The 14293-nt window shown below is 52.6% G+C and carries 14 protein-coding genes and 1 tRNA gene (1 of these 15 only partly in view); 5 read left to right on the top strand and 10 right to left on the bottom strand.

Annotated features, from left to right (window positions below):
• The 3 genes from WG31_RS10630 to WG31_RS10640 form a co-directional block, all read left to right on the top strand.
• A protein-coding gene (locus WG31_RS10630) for a LysR substrate-binding domain-containing protein (RefSeq protein ID WP_006115962.1) crosses the window boundary here: on the top strand, positions 1 to 304 show its 3' portion. 593 nt of this gene lie to the left of the window's left edge; the window shows 304 of its 897 coding nt (coding positions 594–897); the start codon falls outside the window, past its left edge; its stop codon occupies positions 302 to 304.
• Between the two features lie 121 nt (positions 305 to 425).
• Entirely contained in the window at positions 426 to 2261 is a 1836-nt protein-coding gene (locus WG31_RS10635) for an FUSC family protein (protein ID WP_063354499.1), read from the top strand.
• A 63-nt stretch (positions 2262 to 2324) separates the two neighbouring features.
• Positions 2325 to 2531, top strand: coding sequence for a hypothetical protein (locus tag WG31_RS10640; protein ID WP_063354500.1), 207 nt, complete (start codon positions 2325 to 2327; stop codon positions 2529 to 2531).
• A 79-nt stretch (positions 2532 to 2610) separates the two neighbouring features.
• Here the strand turns inward: WG31_RS10640 and WG31_RS10645 are convergent.
• Positions 2611 to 2687 (bottom strand) — tRNA-Arg (locus WG31_RS10645).
• 119 nt (positions 2688 to 2806) lie between these two features.
• Complete coding sequence (locus tag WG31_RS10650) at positions 2807 to 3916, bottom strand: alpha/beta fold hydrolase (protein ID WP_063354501.1); 1110 nt, start codon at positions 3914 to 3916, stop codon at positions 2807 to 2809.
• Positions 3917 to 3976: 60 nt separating this feature from the next.
• Here WG31_RS10650 and WG31_RS10655 point away from each other — a divergent pair, with 60 nt between their 5' ends.
• Both WG31_RS10655 and WG31_RS10660 read left to right on the top strand, forming a co-directional pair.
• Positions 3977 to 4192 carry a zinc-finger domain-containing protein gene (locus WG31_RS10655; RefSeq protein ID WP_035353371.1) on the top strand — a complete coding sequence of 72 codons (216 nt, stop codon included), beginning with the start codon at positions 3977 to 3979 and terminating at the stop codon, positions 4190 to 4192.
• A 94-nt stretch (positions 4193 to 4286) separates the two neighbouring features.
• Positions 4287 to 6497 (top strand): protein-disulfide reductase DsbD family protein, encoded by a 2211-nt coding sequence (locus WG31_RS10660; protein ID WP_063354502.1) that lies wholly within the window; start codon positions 4287 to 4289, stop codon positions 6495 to 6497.
• Here WG31_RS10660 and WG31_RS10665 read toward each other — a convergent pair.
• The 8 genes from WG31_RS10665 to argS all read right to left on the bottom strand — a co-directional run bounded on the left by WG31_RS10665 (position 6494) and on the right by argS (position 14289).
• On the bottom strand, positions 6494 to 6832 hold the full coding sequence (locus tag WG31_RS10665) for a DMT family transporter (protein WP_063354503.1): 339 nt from the start codon (positions 6830 to 6832) through the stop codon (positions 6494 to 6496). The genes WG31_RS10660 and WG31_RS10665 overlap by 4 nt on opposite strands.
• Positions 6833 to 6850: 18 nt before the next feature.
• Positions 6851 to 8119 (bottom strand): serine--tRNA ligase, encoded by a 1269-nt coding sequence (serS, locus tag WG31_RS10670; protein ID WP_006115956.1) that lies wholly within the window; start codon positions 8117 to 8119, stop codon positions 6851 to 6853.
• A gap of 3 nt (positions 8120 to 8122) precedes the next feature.
• On the bottom strand, positions 8123 to 8953 hold the full coding sequence (gene tatC, locus WG31_RS10675; RefSeq protein WP_006115955.1) for a twin-arginine translocase subunit TatC: 831 nt from the start codon (positions 8951 to 8953) through the stop codon (positions 8123 to 8125).
• Positions 8950 to 9618 carry a Sec-independent protein translocase protein TatB gene (gene tatB, locus WG31_RS10680; protein ID WP_157884531.1) on the bottom strand — a complete coding sequence of 223 codons (669 nt, stop codon included), beginning with the start codon at positions 9616 to 9618 and terminating at the stop codon, positions 8950 to 8952. Before tatB ends, tatC begins: the two co-directional genes overlap by 4 nt.
• A 72-nt stretch (positions 9619 to 9690) precedes the next feature.
• On the bottom strand, positions 9691 to 10557 hold the full coding sequence (scpB, locus tag WG31_RS10685; RefSeq protein WP_063354505.1) for an SMC-Scp complex subunit ScpB: 867 nt from the start codon (positions 10555 to 10557) through the stop codon (positions 9691 to 9693).
• On the bottom strand, positions 10554 to 11471 hold the full coding sequence (locus WG31_RS10690) for a segregation and condensation protein A (protein ID WP_063354506.1): 918 nt from the start codon (positions 11469 to 11471) through the stop codon (positions 10554 to 10556). The genes scpB and WG31_RS10690 overlap by 4 nt, the downstream gene beginning before the upstream one ends.
• A 20-nt stretch (positions 11472 to 11491) precedes the next feature.
• Positions 11492 to 12490, bottom strand: coding sequence for an SPOR domain-containing protein (locus WG31_RS10695; RefSeq protein WP_063354507.1), 999 nt, complete (start codon positions 12488 to 12490; stop codon positions 11492 to 11494).
• Entirely contained in the window at positions 12490 to 14289 is a 1800-nt protein-coding gene (gene argS / locus WG31_RS10700; RefSeq protein ID WP_063354508.1) for an arginine--tRNA ligase, read from the bottom strand. Before argS ends, WG31_RS10695 begins: the two co-directional genes overlap by 1 nt.
• Positions 14290 to 14293: the final 4 nt, after the last annotated feature.

Raw genomic sequence — 14293 nt, forward strand, 5'->3', positions numbered from 1 at the left:
GATGCGTAGTCGGCAATTTATAGATGCTGCGTTTCGTGATGCGGGCATAAGACCCCATATCATGCTAGAAACAAATGCTATGGAACTCCTGCATACAGAAGTACTTGCCAGCCGCCTTGCAACAATCTTGCCGGTGGCGGCTCTTCCTGAACGGAGCGGCATATTACAAACACGCTTGTTAGAAAATCTGCCCACCCCTGATGTCGGCATTGTGCGCTTGCAACAAACTATTATGCCCACCCTATCCATGCGCGCCTGGGAAATTTTACAGAAGTTGGATTTTCACCACTCTTACTCTATCTAAAATGTTCACTGAATTTGTTGTGTTTTCATCATAAATATTACTTATGATATAATTACAACAAACACTTGGACGGCTGTTTTTGTATCCGGCAGCGTGCGTTTTCCGACCTGCAGGAAACGTTATGCGCACACTTACCGCCGCAATAGGGCAACCTTTTAACAAATCAGCTTTAGCGTGGCTGCTGGCACCTAGCGTGCCAGATGTTCTGTTCGCACTCCGTACCGCGAGTGCGGCCTGCCTCTCGTTGCTAATTGCCATGTGGATGGAGCTAGACAGCCCCCAATGGGCACCACTGACTGTATGGGTGGTGGCTCTTTCCTCCCGCGGGGAAAGTCTTTCAAAAGCACGGTGGCGTATTGTTGGCACGCTTATTGGCTGCTGCGCCGCTTTTGTATTGATTGCAGCATTTCCCCAAGAACCCGGCCTATTTTTTTGCAGCCTTGCTCTGTGGATTGGCGTGTGCTGCGGATTGGCAACTTTTGGCACCGGTTACCGTGCCTATGGCTTGCTGGTTACCAGTTTCACTTCAGCCATTGTGGCATCTGGCGCCATTATGCAGCCAGACAATATCTTTGATATCGCTATGGCCCGTAGTTCCTACATTATCTTGGGAATTGTGTGTGAGGCCACTTTGGCCGTGGTGTTTATGCCGGGCTTGCAGGAACAAGCACAAAAACGCCTTTTAGAGCGCCTGAGCACAACCCTGCTCAGCACAAACCAAAGTATTGCTTCACTTATCCATCGCCCTCGCGCCATCACACTGGAGCCAGCATTATCTGCACTTCTCAATGCCAATGCGCGCGCAGAATATGATGCGCTGGAAATGGGCCCACATTCTCATGCCGCGGATCACGCACGCGCTGCTTTTGCAGGCATGATTACCATGCTGGCCCGCGGATATGGCCTTGCCCTCACGCATCAACTCACACCAACAAACCACACCATGCTGGCTGATGAAGCTATAATTCGCCAGCACATTCAGGCTTGTATGCACCCAAAATCCGGAGATCATTTCCGCTTCAGGTTGCAATCTCGCAGGCATGCCGTAGAGGCAATGGATAACGGTATCCGGGCCTGCTTGGGTATTCTGGGGGCCTGGCTTGTATGGGAAGTGACAGCATGGCCCGCAGGCCCAACGTTTTTTTCTTTTGTTTCTCTCGTATATGGCTTGCTGGCTACGCGTGAAAATCCGCTTTTAGCGGCAGCTCCTTTTTTTAAGGGTGCTTTATGGTGCGGGTTAATTGCTGCTTTGTACGCGTTACTTGTTATTCCCGCCATAACGGCACCAGAACTTCTGGTTCTGCTACTGTTTATTCCAATGATTATTGGTGGATTGGCCGCGCGCCACACACAAACAGCAGGATATGCTTTTTCATTCAACATGTTCCTGCCAGTGCTGCTAGGCCCTGCCAATCAGGGACGATGTGATGAACAATCTTTTTTCAATACTACCCTAGCGTTTCTGGGCGCTGTGTTGTTCACCCGGTGGACTTTTCTGATTATCTTTCCATTCCGGCTTGATTCCCACATGCGCCGCACACGCCGATGGATTGAAAAAAGTCTGAACCATCTGGCACGCACGGGTGATAAAACCCAACCCCATATCTGGCTTTCCAGAAATGCCGAAAGCCTTGTGAGAATTATCAATACCTCTAAAGCTCTCCCTCAGGAAAAGACGGAGCAGTATATTCAGGAACAAATCTTATACATGGTGAAAGGCCTGTATCTGATTTTTCTACGGGATACTGTGAAAGACAAAACGTTTCCCGATGCCTTAAAAACCGAACTCAAAAAAATCCTTCGCATCTGGGCATCTGGCAGCTCCATGCGCATGCAACAAACTCAGGATCTTCTAAATAGACTGAAACAGAAAGATGTCATCCCGTCTGCTCCAGACCAAGCGCTCATACAAAAAATATGTACATATCTGCATGTTCTGGCTGCCCCCATGAAATAATGGTTTTTCAGCCCTGTTCACGGTCTTACATATTTGGTGCTGAGACACTTACTGCCCGAGAGAATGCGCCGTATGCCCAAACCTAAAAACGACACACCAAACACAGATCGGGCAACCCAACGGGCATCTTCCTCTCAAACAGGAGCCAACTTGGGAAGTGGCGCGGGTATTACCGTATTTTTGGGTTTTATCGGGTTTATTGCTTCCCCACGCGCATGCCTGCGTAGCTTGTTAGAAGATGCAAAAGACCATTACCGACGCAAAAAATAAGACAAACTGTCTAACCGAAACCACAAAAGTGTCTAACCTTTGCAGAATACTGCAAAAAATAGCCAATCATTTCAAAGGATGGTGGACCCGGCGCGATTCGAACGCGCGACCTTTGCCTTCGGAGGGCAACGCTCTATCCAGCTGAGCTACGGGTCCGTGCGCCTTCCCTAACGCAATTCAGGGGTATTTGCCAAGCCTCTATCTGCATTATCCTGATAACTTCCCGTAGATAGATTTTTTTCTTATTCTGACTCTGTCATTCTGTCTGGATGAATTTAACGCGCCAAACCATCCAACCATGAGGCAGGAAACCACTTTCCCTCTGTCTTTGCCGGGTTTTGTGCCTGCCATGCACTGGCGGCTACATCTCCGCCTGATGGTAAAAAGCTGTCTGGCTGCGTTATCCAGGTCAGCATGTCCTGCATCACCTGTTTTCCGTTCTTGTCACGCAGCAACAAATGATGCCCGCCAGAAATCAGGTCCAACCGTGTGCCTTTGGGTAGAATTTCCCATACCTTAGCCATTGCCTTGGAAGGCACGAGTTGATCTTTATCGCCATACACACAAAGCAACTGCCCTTTCATTTGCGGTGCTGCTGTGGCTGCCTGTTTCATCAAGCTTACCAACCCACGTAAAGCCTCAAGCTGGGTGGCTCGCAGAGTAAGCGGGTCAAAATACAGGCGCAAAAGAGCTGCCGGATTATCACTTGCCACCACATGCACGGGCAGTTCTTGCCCCGTTACCCAATGGTGCGGAAAAAGCGTTGCCAGAACATCCAGTGGAATATCGGCCCCAAGGCCCAGATTCCACACAGCGGGTGCCAACAGTAATGTGCCTGCAACAGATGGTGCATCCGTACCAGACATCAAAAGCATGAGAATAGCACCACCCATGCTTTCGCCCGTAAGATAGAGCGGTATTTGCGGGTTTTCTTGCTGAAGAATGGCAATTTCCTCCCGCACATCCTGCACCATGCGGTCTGAACCTGCCCATTCTCCACGGTTTGGGGCTTCTCCAAACCCGCGTTGGTCTGGGGCCACCACAGTTATGCCCTGCCCGGCAAAAAATGGTGCAGGTTGCTCCCATGCATCACGGCTATCATTAAACCCATGCAGCGCAAGCAATATGCCACGAGGTTGTCCTTGTGCCTGCCATACGCGCGCAGGAAGAGCTGCACCATCCGACAGTGTAAACATACGGTCAGGCGGAACCAACCGGGCGGCTGCCGCAAAGCGTGGGGGAGGCTTGGGGGGATCAGGAAGTTTCATGCTGCATCCTGTCATACTCAAAAACACAACCAGTAATGCGCAGCAATAGCGACCATGCTTGCTCACGCGCATGGGAAGATAAGAAAGGTGCAAAACCACAGCCCACCCAGCTATCATGCACACAGCCTGCACATGTCTTTCATTTAGGCATCATAGCAAAAAGGGGATACCACACCTATGTTGATACAGCCTGCCAACCCTGTGCCACACCCCAAACTGGGGCATGTTGAAACCATTATGGTGGACAAACGCAAAATTGCCTGTGATGGCGGCTTAAGCGAACTTGGACACCCCCGCGTATGGCTGAAAATTGGCGGACATCAAACTGTATGCCCCTATTGTTCACGCCTGTTTGTGCTGCAACCAGATGCCGAAGGACAGGCAGAACACTAACTGCTTTTTCTGCATCCTTTGCTTTCACCAACAGCAGGTTACAATTACAGGCAAGTTTGGCCTATGCTGCGCGCTCCTTATCGCAGAATGCACCATGAGTTTGCCTGTTATGTCCTTCCTACGTCTTACTGCTTCTGGCCTATCTCATTCTCTTACCTGGATGCAGGCAAGGCGAAACAGGCATGGCTTTACAGGCTGGCGGTCTGGGTTTGTGGCCATTTTGATGATGGCATGTGTTTTTTCCAGTGCTTCAGCAATCGCAGCGGAAAGCCCACAGGTTAAAACCGGCCATAGCATCGCAAGCCTGATAACAGCATCTGATACCGCTGATGCCAGTGCTCCCTTACACATTGCCTTGCGGCTTCAGCTTCAAAACGGCTGGCATACTTACTGGCAAAATCCGGGAGATGCGGGAGATCCGCCAACTATCACCATAAATGCTGATGGCGCACTGCAAGGCAGCACGCAAATCATCCATTGGCCGGTACCTCAGCGCATTCCCGATTCTTCGTTAATGTCTTACGCCTATACAGGCGATGTTATTTTGCCTTTGGATCTTCCCCTTCAGACCGCAGACCAGAAATCAGACAAAATAAACATTAAGGCACATGCAAACTGGCTGGTGTGCGAGCACGTCTGCGTGCCAGAGGAAGCTGATCTTGCGCTTACGCTGAATAAAGGCTCTCCAACGCCCTCCGCTCAAGCGCCTTTATTTGAGCAAACCTCACAGCACATGGCTGTGCCCTCACCTTACACGGCAACCTTTTCCTCCAACGGTATTTTACAGCTGACTGGCAAGGATCTGAACCCCACATCCGTATCCGATGCGTGGTTCATGCCAGAACAACAGGGAAAAATTGCCGAAGCTGCCGAACAAAAATCCACTATCCACAATGGCTCTGTCACACTGCACCTTAAACCGACTGCGGATTTTTCTGCCCTACGGTTCTTAGCTGGCATTGTGGTTTTGAAGGACAAAGCGGGCACAGAACGCGCACTGCAAATAAATGCCACCCATAGCGCATTAACTGATACACCAGAAAATACGCTCGCTGCTTCCCCCAGCTTTATACAGCAAATGCTGTTTGCCTTTATAGGCGGCATTATCCTCAACCTGATGCCATGCGTCTTTCCCATTCTGGCCATGAAGGCTTTGGCGATCACCCGGCTTGGCCATGCCGCAAAGCGGGAACAGATCCTGAGTGCATCCTGTTACGCAGTTGGGGTTATTGGCAGTTTTACCCTTCTGGGCGCAATCATGATGGCAGCACGTCTTACAGGTGCTGCAACGGGCTGGGGCTTTCAGTTTCAATCCCCTCTTTTTGTGGGGATGGTCTGTTGGCTCCTTTTTGCCATGGCCCTGAATCTTCTGGGCGTATTTTCTTTTTCTGCCGTTTCTATCAGCAGCGCACCACATACGCGCCACAGCTTGTGGAATGATGTTTTAACAGGCGTACTTGCTGTTGTTGTGGCCTCACCTTGCACCGCCCCTTTTATGGGCGTGGCTATTGCAGGAGCACTTTCTGGCCCCCCAATTGCTGGGCTTACCGTATTTGCCGCACTCGGTCTGGGGTTGGCGCTGCCTTATCTGTTGATTGCAGCTTGCCCTTCCGGCGCCAGAATGTTGCCCCGCCCCGGCGCATGGATGGTTTATTTGCGCCAGTTTCTGGCATTCCCCCTGTTGGCATCCTGCGTGTGGTTGTTATGGGTTGCCACGCTGGAAGGTGGTGCTTCCATAGTTGTGCTGCTTGGGTCTGGTATGGTGCTTTTAGGTCTGGCTGCATGGGTTTATGGTTTGGCCCAAACGCACCAGAACACATTATCTGATCGCAAACGCTTTGCCCTACACGGCTTTGCCTTACACGGCTTGGCTTTATTGGCATTGCTTGGCGCATTATCCATGCTGCCCATATTACGGCAACAAACTGCGGCTCCTTCTTCCGCACAAGGCATGTCTTTGCCTGAAGGCGTAGAAGCTTTTTCCGCCACTAAACTGCAAACCCTACATGCCAGCAAAAAAAATGTGTTTGTAGATATGACGGCTGCCTGGTGCATTACCTGTTTGGTAAACGAGCGCGTGGCGTTAGATGTGCCGGAAGTGCGCGAAGCCTTCAAAACCCAGAATGTCACCCTGTTGCGCGGAGACTGGACGACACATGATGCCGCTATTACGGCTTTCCTACGCCAACATGGGCGCGATGGCGTGCCTTTTTATCTGTTCATTCCAGCTAACGGAACGCCCGTAACACTGCCACAGGTGCTCACACCGGGGTTAGTTATGAAAACCATCAGTTCCGCACATTAATGTTGTATGGAACCTGAAAACACATTGATCACCAACACCCCGGCCATAATCAGGCCAATGCCAATAAGGGCCGGTGTATCCAGCATCTGTTTGAAAAACAAAGCGCCAATAGCAGAAACAAGCACAATGCCAACCCCGCTCCAAATGGCATAAACAATGCCTGTTGGAATAGTTTTGAGCGGAATGGACAGAAAATAAAAGGCACACCCATACGCTGCCAAGCTGGCAATAGCGTATCCCCAGCGCGCAAACCCATGCGAGGCTGTGAGCAAGGATGTGCCGATCACTTCAGATACAATGGCGATTGCCAAGTATAAGGTGGGTTTGGAAACCATTGTATCTAAGCCTTGCCCTTAGCTGATTTTTTCAATGCCTCCCATATATGGGCGCAAAACATCCGGTACGGTCACAGAGCCATCTTCGTTCTGATAGTTTTCCATTACCGCAATAAGGGTGCGGCCTACAGCAAGGCCAGAACCATTCAGCGTATGCACAAAAGCAGGTGCGGCCCCTGCCTGTGGGCGATAACGGGCGTTCATGCGCCGGGCTTGAAAATCCCGCGTATTGGAGCATGAAGAAATTTCCCGCCAAGCATCTTGCCCCGGCAACCATGCTTCCAGATCAAAGGTTTTTGCTGCACCAAACCCGGTATCTCCAGCGCATAGCAGCATACGACGATATGGGATATTCAGCTTTTCCAGAACTTTTTCTGCACAGCGCGTCATACGCTCATGCTCAGCATCACTTTCTTCTGGCGTGGTGACGGAAACCATTTCCACTTTTTCAAACTGATGCTGACGGAGCATTCCGCGCACATCGCGCCCGGCGGCCCCTGCCTCGCTCCGAAAGCATTGGCTTAGCGCTGTCATACGCAGCGGCAGTGCTGCACCTTCCAAAATATCCCCAGAAACAGAAGCCGTAAGCGGCACCTCTGCTGTAGGAATAAGCCAGCGGCCATCTTCCGTGCGAAAGGATTGATCTGCAAATTTTGGCAGTTTGTCTGTTCCGTACATGGCATCATCATTCACCATGACGGGCACCTGCGTTTCCGTATATCCATGCTCTGTCACATGCAGATCCAGCATAAACTGGCCCAAAGCACGTGCCAGACGGGCAATACCGCCACGCAGCACAACAAAACGTGAGCCAGAAAGCTTGGCGGCTGTTGCAAAGTCCATCTGCTTCAACGTTTCGCCCAGCTCAAAATGTTGCTTGGGTGTAAACGTAAAGGCAGGCTTTGTGCCCCATTCATGCTGCACCACGTTTGCGCTTTCATCCGGGCCTTCTGGCACGGTGGCATCCAAACGGTTTGGCAGGTTGGCGAGAAGGGCTGTGCTTTCACGACCCAGTGTATTAACCTGTTCTTCCAGCGCTTCCATTTCTGCGCGCAAGGCCAAACCTTCGGCCTCCAGATCACTGCTATCGCCACCACTCCGCTTTAGTGTGCCAATTTCACGCGCTAGCGCTTTCCGGCGGCCCTGCTTTTCCTGCAACACAGTTTGTGCTTGGCGGCGTTCCTCATCCCATGCCAGCAGCCGAGCCGAAACTGGCTCAATCCCGCGGCGGGCAAGATCAGCATCAAAAGCAGCGGGATCAGCCCGCAGGGCGCGAATATCATGCATGGGTTAGGGAACCTCCTGCTGGGTGTTGGATGTATCTTCCGCTTGGCTCGCCTTAAACTTAGGTTCAACCAAGCACGCGCAGATAATGGAAATTTCGTAAAGTAAGACCAAAGGCACGGCCAGACCGATCTGGGTAATGACATCTGGCGGCATCAGAATAGCAGCAATAACAAAGGCGCCTACAATGGCATAGCGGCGGAAACGGCGCAGCATATCCGCCGTAACAATGCCCACACGCGCCAGAAGCGTAAGCACCACCGGCAATTCAAACGCCACACCAAAAGCCATGATCAGTTTCATAACCAGAGAAAGGTATTCGGAAACCTTGGCTTGCAGTTCAATCTGCACCCCATCATGCCCAGCGCCTGCTGTTTGGAACGACAGGAAGAAACGCCACGCGATGGGAAAAATAAAGTAATAGGCCAAAGAGGCCCCAACCAGAAACAGAATGGGCGTTGCAATTAAAAAAGGTGCAAAAGCGCGTTTTTCCGATCGGTAAAGGCCGGGAGCTATAAAAATCCATGCCTGCATGGCCACAACGGGAAAAGAGAGGAACGCCGCCCCAAAAAACGCCACACGGATATAGGTAAAAAATGCCTCATACAGTGCCGTATAAATAAGATGTGGCTGTTCACCCTGCTGGCGCATAATTTCGCCCAACGGGCGCGCCAGAAACAGATAAATATCACCCGCATAGTGGTAACACAGCGCAAAACACAGAATAAAAGCCGCTCCCGCCCACAATAAACGGCGGCGCAATTCCAGCAAATGTTCGATCAACGGCATTGGCTGATCGTGAATAGGATCTTCCCCCACGGTTTCATTCTCGTTCATGGTTGATAATCCACCACCTGCTGTTCTGGCTCAGCCCCTTTCGGCTGCTCTGGCTGCATATCCATATCCTGCTGCCATGCCGGTCTACTTGGGCCAGATACGCGCCCCAATCTTTCACCCGGCGCCACACTGCGCCCACCGTGCATGACGCGCACTGGTGGCAAAAATACTGGTGGATGCAAGCGTTCCTGCTCCTTTAAAATGCGGCGCACAATATTGGGCGGCAATTCTGGCGGGGCGCTGGCAATATCTTCATCTGTTATGGCTGGTTCATATGTACTGGGCACATAAGCAGAAACATTGGTTGTGCTTTGTGTGCTGGAAGTTGGCATATCCAATGCACGAGGGCCCGCAGGAATATGCTGTTCAGCAATTTGTGGCGGAGGTGCGAAAGAACTGCTTAACGTACCATCCGAATCAATGGCCTTCATGATCCGATTACGTACGTTGAGGTTTTTGAGGTCTCGGACTTGATCGCGCACTTCTGTCAGATCAGCTTCACGCACCATCTCATCAACGTGAGATTGAAACTCCCCAGCCAGTTTACGTGCCTTTTTTACAGCTCCAGCCAGCCCACGAATGGCCACGGGCAAATCCTTCGGGCCGATCACGACCAGAGCCACGGCGCCAATTAGCGCAATTTCAGACCAGGCAAAATCAAACATGGGCAGTTCCGTTGCTGCACGCACCGCACGGGAAAAACAAAAACGCCCGCACAACCAGATGCAGAGTATCTATCACGAGCCTTCTGGCGCGGGAACACGCGGTTTTACGCTTTCTTCCGCAACCTCTGGCGTTTTCTCTGCCTGCGCATCTGTATTTTCAGCACCTTCAACTGGATCAGCCTCAGCCTGTAGCTCACTATCCAGCACGGCATCAGCATCTGACGTATCGAGGGTATGCTCTGTTTGGTCTGCGGCCTCTTCCTCGCCCTTTGCAAACGTAATTTCGGTTTGAGGGCGCCCCATTGCTCCCGCATTTTCGGGCACTTCCACCAACAGTTCCTCCCTACGCGGCAGATCCGCCAAGGAGCGTAAGCTAAAGTGACGTAAAAAATCCTGCGTGGTGCCCCACAGCACCGGCCGCCCCGGCACTTCCTTGCGCCCTTTAGGCATAATAAGTGCAGATTCTATCAACGTATCCAGCACATTCTGCCCAAGGCTGACACCGCGTATTTCTTCTATCTGTACGCGTGTACAGGGCTGGTGGTAAGCAATAATGGCCAGTGTTTCCATAACTGCACGTGAAAAACGGCGAGGCCGCTCCAATACACGCGTAAGGGCTGGCGCCAAATCTGGCGCTGTCCGAAACTGCCATCCTCCGGCTATTTCAACAGGCATCACACCGCGGCCTTCATAACGTTGCACAAGGGATTGCAAAACAGCCGTTACAAACGTTGCCAGATTATCCACCCCATCTGGTACAAGCTGACGCAATTCCAGCAACTCCGCCAACCGACGCGCACTTACGGGTTCGGTAGAAGCAAAAATAAGCGCTTCAGCCAGACGCAAAGCCTCTTCTGAAACCATAGTGTTTTCAGACTGAACCACTTTAATGGCTCCTTCACTTTCAGAAGCAAGTTTATCCGCCATGTCAGTGATCATGAAGTTTGCGCTTCTTCTGCTGGAAGTATGTTTTCAGCACTATCATGCTCGGTTTCATGTATTTCTTCATGCGGGCGTAGCATGATCTGTCCAAAAACCTCTTCCTGCCGCAATTCTAGCCTTCCACTTTTTGCCAATTCCAGCCCCGCAATAAGTGTACCCGCCACAGCAGCACGCCGTTGGCGCACCGCATCTGCTCCTTCTGCCTGTTCAGGTAAAACATCTGGCAAAAAAGCATCCAGACTGCTCCAGCCCGGTGGTGTTTCACCTAGCAGACGTGTCAATCTGCTTAAGGCATCCTGCACAGTCCAGAACCGTAAAGTGCGTGGGGCATAAATACGCTTGCGTGCATTACGCCGCATAGCCGCCATATAGGCCCGCATAAGCTGCGGCATATCTAGCACCAGACCAGAACGGTCTATTTCCACCAGATCTTCTGCCACGCCACGGGCAAATACATCCCGCCCCAATCTGGGCCTGTCATCCAACCAACGGGCCAGCTCACCCATACAGGCAAGTTCTATCAGCCGCTCCTGCAACAGTTCTGCGGCTTCTTCACCCTCTACAGCAAGTTCATCATCCGGAGGCAGCAGCAGGCGGGATTTAAGCCACGCCAACCATGCCGCCATAACCAGCCAGTCTGCGGCCAATTCCAGCCGAACCCGGCGGGCATTTTCTACAACAGCAAGATATTGTTCTACCAATTGCAGAATGGAAATACGGGCCAGATCAACCTTTTGCGCCCGAGCCAGATCAAGCAGAAGATCCATAGGACCTTCAAACCCCTCTAACCGCAACAGCGGCACACGTGGCACCTGCTCTACCTGGGTATCAACATGAACAGGCAACCCGCCAGAAGCCTCTGCCGGGCTTAGCGCACTTTCAACATCTGCCTGCGTGTGTCCTGCTTCCATTCTGCCAGACCAGTTGCAGCTTACTGCCGCACTACCATGCAGGCCATGCCGCGTTCGCGCACCGCAGAACAGAATTCACGCGCAGTTGCCACAGAAGCAAAGCCTTTTACGCGCAAACGATAGAACGTAGCGTTATTCTGCTCCGTCCGCACAAAGGAGGGAGTGCTCTCTCCAAACAAGGTGGGGTAACGCGATTTCAGACGTGACCATTCCTTACGTGCTTCATCTTCATTCTGCACCGCAGCCAACTGCACCTGATACTTTCCACCCTCTACACCGCCATGTGGCACAGTTGATGTTTTTGTATCAGCCGGTGCTGCTTTACTTGCTACAGCAGTATCCTTATCCTTGGCCGGAACAGCCGCGTCTGGCTTGGGTTTCGGGTTATTGGCAACCGATTGCGCAGCCGCTGTATCCCCCTCCTCCCCGCTGGTAGAAGCTTCGGTTTCTTCCTGCGCAGAGGCGCTTGGTGCGCCTGCCGGAGGTGCCGCAGCCGCCTGCTGATCTGCTGCATGCCCAGCACCTGTCCCTTCTGCTCCTGTAGCCGGAACGAGCACCCCCTCCGGCTTCGCAGAATCACTTTCACCCTGTGCGCCATATTGGGCAGCCAAGGCTTCTGGATTAGGTTTTTCTGGGGCCGGAACAGGGTGTGCTTTTGGATCACCCTCCTCATCGGGCATGGCAACAGAATCAAGCTGCATCCCACCCGGATCAACCGGCTTTGTGCGCATAGAAACCGGTGGCGGCCCCATAATGGCGATACCATGCTGATGGTGCCCTATTAGCGCCCAGCCACCAATCCCCAACACCAGCAAACCACCCAGACCAGCCGCTCCGTAAACCAGCCGCCGCGTACCCGTATCACTGCTTAAAAAGCGGGTCAGCACGTTTTCGGTTGGGCGGCCACCTACAGCCGTTGGCCGTGTTGGTGCCGGGTCTTCATAATCCATACTCATACGCTCACGCGCACGACTGATCCTGTCATCCGCTGAAAATTTGGGCCGGTCTTCATCACTCATCAGCGCATTTCCTCCACGGGTTCCACACCCATGATTGCAAGACCAGAGCGGATAACCACCGCCGTAGCTGCAACAAGGGCAAGACGCGCACGGGTTGCCTCTACAGCATCTGGCTGAAGGAAGCGCAAAGAAGCATCATCCCGGCCACGATTCCATAAGGCATGAAAATCACCCGCCACATCTGCAAGGTAGAAGGCCACACGATGGGGTTCGCGCGCAAGCGCGGCGGCTTCCACCATACGCGGCCATTCTGCCAAACGGCGGATAAGCGCCATTTCAGCATCCGATGTCAGAGATTCGAGTGATGCTGAAGCAAGAGCTGCATCATCCGTATCACCATATGCAGCGGCTTCTGCGGCGGCGCGCAACACGGAGCGACAACGAGCGTGGGCATACTGCACATAAAACACCGGGTTATCACGCTGCTGCGCCACCACCAGATCAAGATCGAACTCCATCTGGGCATCACTCTTGCGGGTAAGCATGGTAAAGCGCACCGCATCACGCCCGACTTCATCAATCAGATCACGCAGAGTAACAAACGTGCCTGCCCGTTTGGACATTTTAACGGGCTGTCCATCACGCAGAATATGCACAATCTGGCACAGCACCACTTCAAGCGGTACCGTATCACCCGTAATCGCCTTAACGGCGGCCTTCATGCGTTTGACGTAACCACCGTGATCGGCCCCCCATACGTCAATCATCATCTGCGCACCACGGGCTACCTTATCTGCATGGTAGCCAATATCGTTCGCAAAATAGGTATTGGTGCCGTCAGATTTGCGCAGTGGACGATCTACATCATCCCCAAACTGAGTGGAACGGAACAAAAGCTGCTCACGCTCTTCCCAATCTTCCGGCAACTTGCCTTTGGGGGGCTCCAGCACACCTTCATATAGCAGGCCCTGCTGTTCCAGCTTGCTGATGGCTGCATCTGTTACGCCACGGTGCAGCACTTCGGCTTCTGATGTAAACACATCGTGGTGCACACCAAGGGCTGCCAGATCCTCCTTGATAGCCGTGAGCATATGCGCCACGGCAAAACCACGCACTGTTTCCAGCCATGTGGCTTCCGGCGCTGGCAGGGGCGCACCATCTGCATCGGTTTCTGTCAGCTTGTTCCCGTATTCTGCCGCCAGCTCCATACCTACTGGAATAAGATATTCACCTTGATATTGCAGGCCACCGGGAGCCAACGCAGAAAAATCATCCTGCGTCATTTTGGTGCCAAGAGCTTGCAGGTAGCGCCAGTAAGCCGCCCATGCCAGCGCTTTTACCTGTGCACCGGCATCATTAATGTAAAATTCCTTGGTAACGGCAAAGCCTGCCTTGGCCATAAGGTTGGCAAGGGCATCCCCCACCACAGCCCCACGGCAATGGCCTACATGCATAGGCCCTGTTGGGTTGGCGGAAACATACTCCACATTCACCCGTAAGCCTTTGCCAGCCTGAGATGCCCCATAGGCTTCACCCGCACGCAACACTGCGGGCAGAACACGACGCATGACATCGGGCTTAAGTGTAATGTTTACAAAACCCGGCCCGGCTGCGGCTACAGAGGCAACACCATCCACCTTTTGCAGGGCGGCGACCAGATCGGCCGCAATATCTGATGGTTTGCGGCGTGCCACCTTAGCCAGCAGGAGAGCAGCATTGGTTGCCATATCTCCGTGCGCGGGGTCTCGCGTTGGGGTCAGTTCCACGCGAGCCAGCGTTTCTTCCGGCACATTAGGCAGCAGTTCCTGCACAATGGCCAGAACATGTTGGCGATAACGCTGAAACACACAGTCAGACATAAAA

The sequence above is a fragment of the Acetobacter oryzifermentans genome (genome assembly GCF_001628715.1).
Lineage (GTDB): Bacteria > Pseudomonadota > Alphaproteobacteria > Acetobacterales > Acetobacteraceae > Acetobacter > Acetobacter oryzifermentans.

Excerpts from the sequence above, each read along its gene's own strand:
- WG31_RS10635 (WP_063354499.1), top strand. The coding sequence starts at position 426 with ATGCGCACACTTACCGCCGCAATAGGGCAACCTTTTAACAAATCAGCT.
- WG31_RS10640 (WP_063354500.1), top strand. The coding sequence starts at position 2,325 with ATGCGCCGTATGCCCAAACCTAAAAACGACACACCAAACACAGATCGG.
- WG31_RS10650 (WP_063354501.1), bottom strand. The coding sequence starts at position 3,916 with ATGATAGCTGGGTGGGCTGTGGTTTTGCACCTTTCTTATCTTCCCATG.
- WG31_RS10655 (WP_035353371.1), top strand. The coding sequence starts at position 3,977 with ATGTTGATACAGCCTGCCAACCCTGTGCCACACCCCAAACTGGGGCAT.
- WG31_RS10660 (WP_063354502.1), top strand. The coding sequence starts at position 4,287 with ATGAGTTTGCCTGTTATGTCCTTCCTACGTCTTACTGCTTCTGGCCTA.
- WG31_RS10665 (WP_063354503.1), bottom strand. The coding sequence starts at position 6,832 with ATGGTTTCCAAACCCACCTTATACTTGGCAATCGCCATTGTATCTGAA.
- serS (WP_006115956.1), bottom strand. The coding sequence starts at position 8,119 with ATGCATGATATTCGCGCCCTGCGGGCTGATCCCGCTGCTTTTGATGCT.
- tatC (WP_006115955.1), bottom strand. The coding sequence starts at position 8,953 with ATGAACGAGAATGAAACCGTGGGGGAAGATCCTATTCACGATCAGCCA.
- tatB (WP_157884531.1), bottom strand. The coding sequence starts at position 9,618 with ATGTTTGATTTTGCCTGGTCTGAAATTGCGCTAATTGGCGCCGTGGCT.
- scpB (WP_063354505.1), bottom strand. The coding sequence starts at position 10,557 with ATGATCACTGACATGGCGGATAAACTTGCTTCTGAAAGTGAAGGAGCC.
- WG31_RS10690 (WP_063354506.1), bottom strand. The coding sequence starts at position 11,471 with ATGGAAGCAGGACACACGCAGGCAGATGTTGAAAGTGCGCTAAGCCCG.
- WG31_RS10695 (WP_063354507.1), bottom strand. The coding sequence starts at position 12,490 with ATGAGTGATGAAGACCGGCCCAAATTTTCAGCGGATGACAGGATCAGT.
- argS (WP_063354508.1), bottom strand. The coding sequence starts at position 14,289 with ATGTCTGACTGTGTGTTTCAGCGTTATCGCCAACATGTTCTGGCCATT.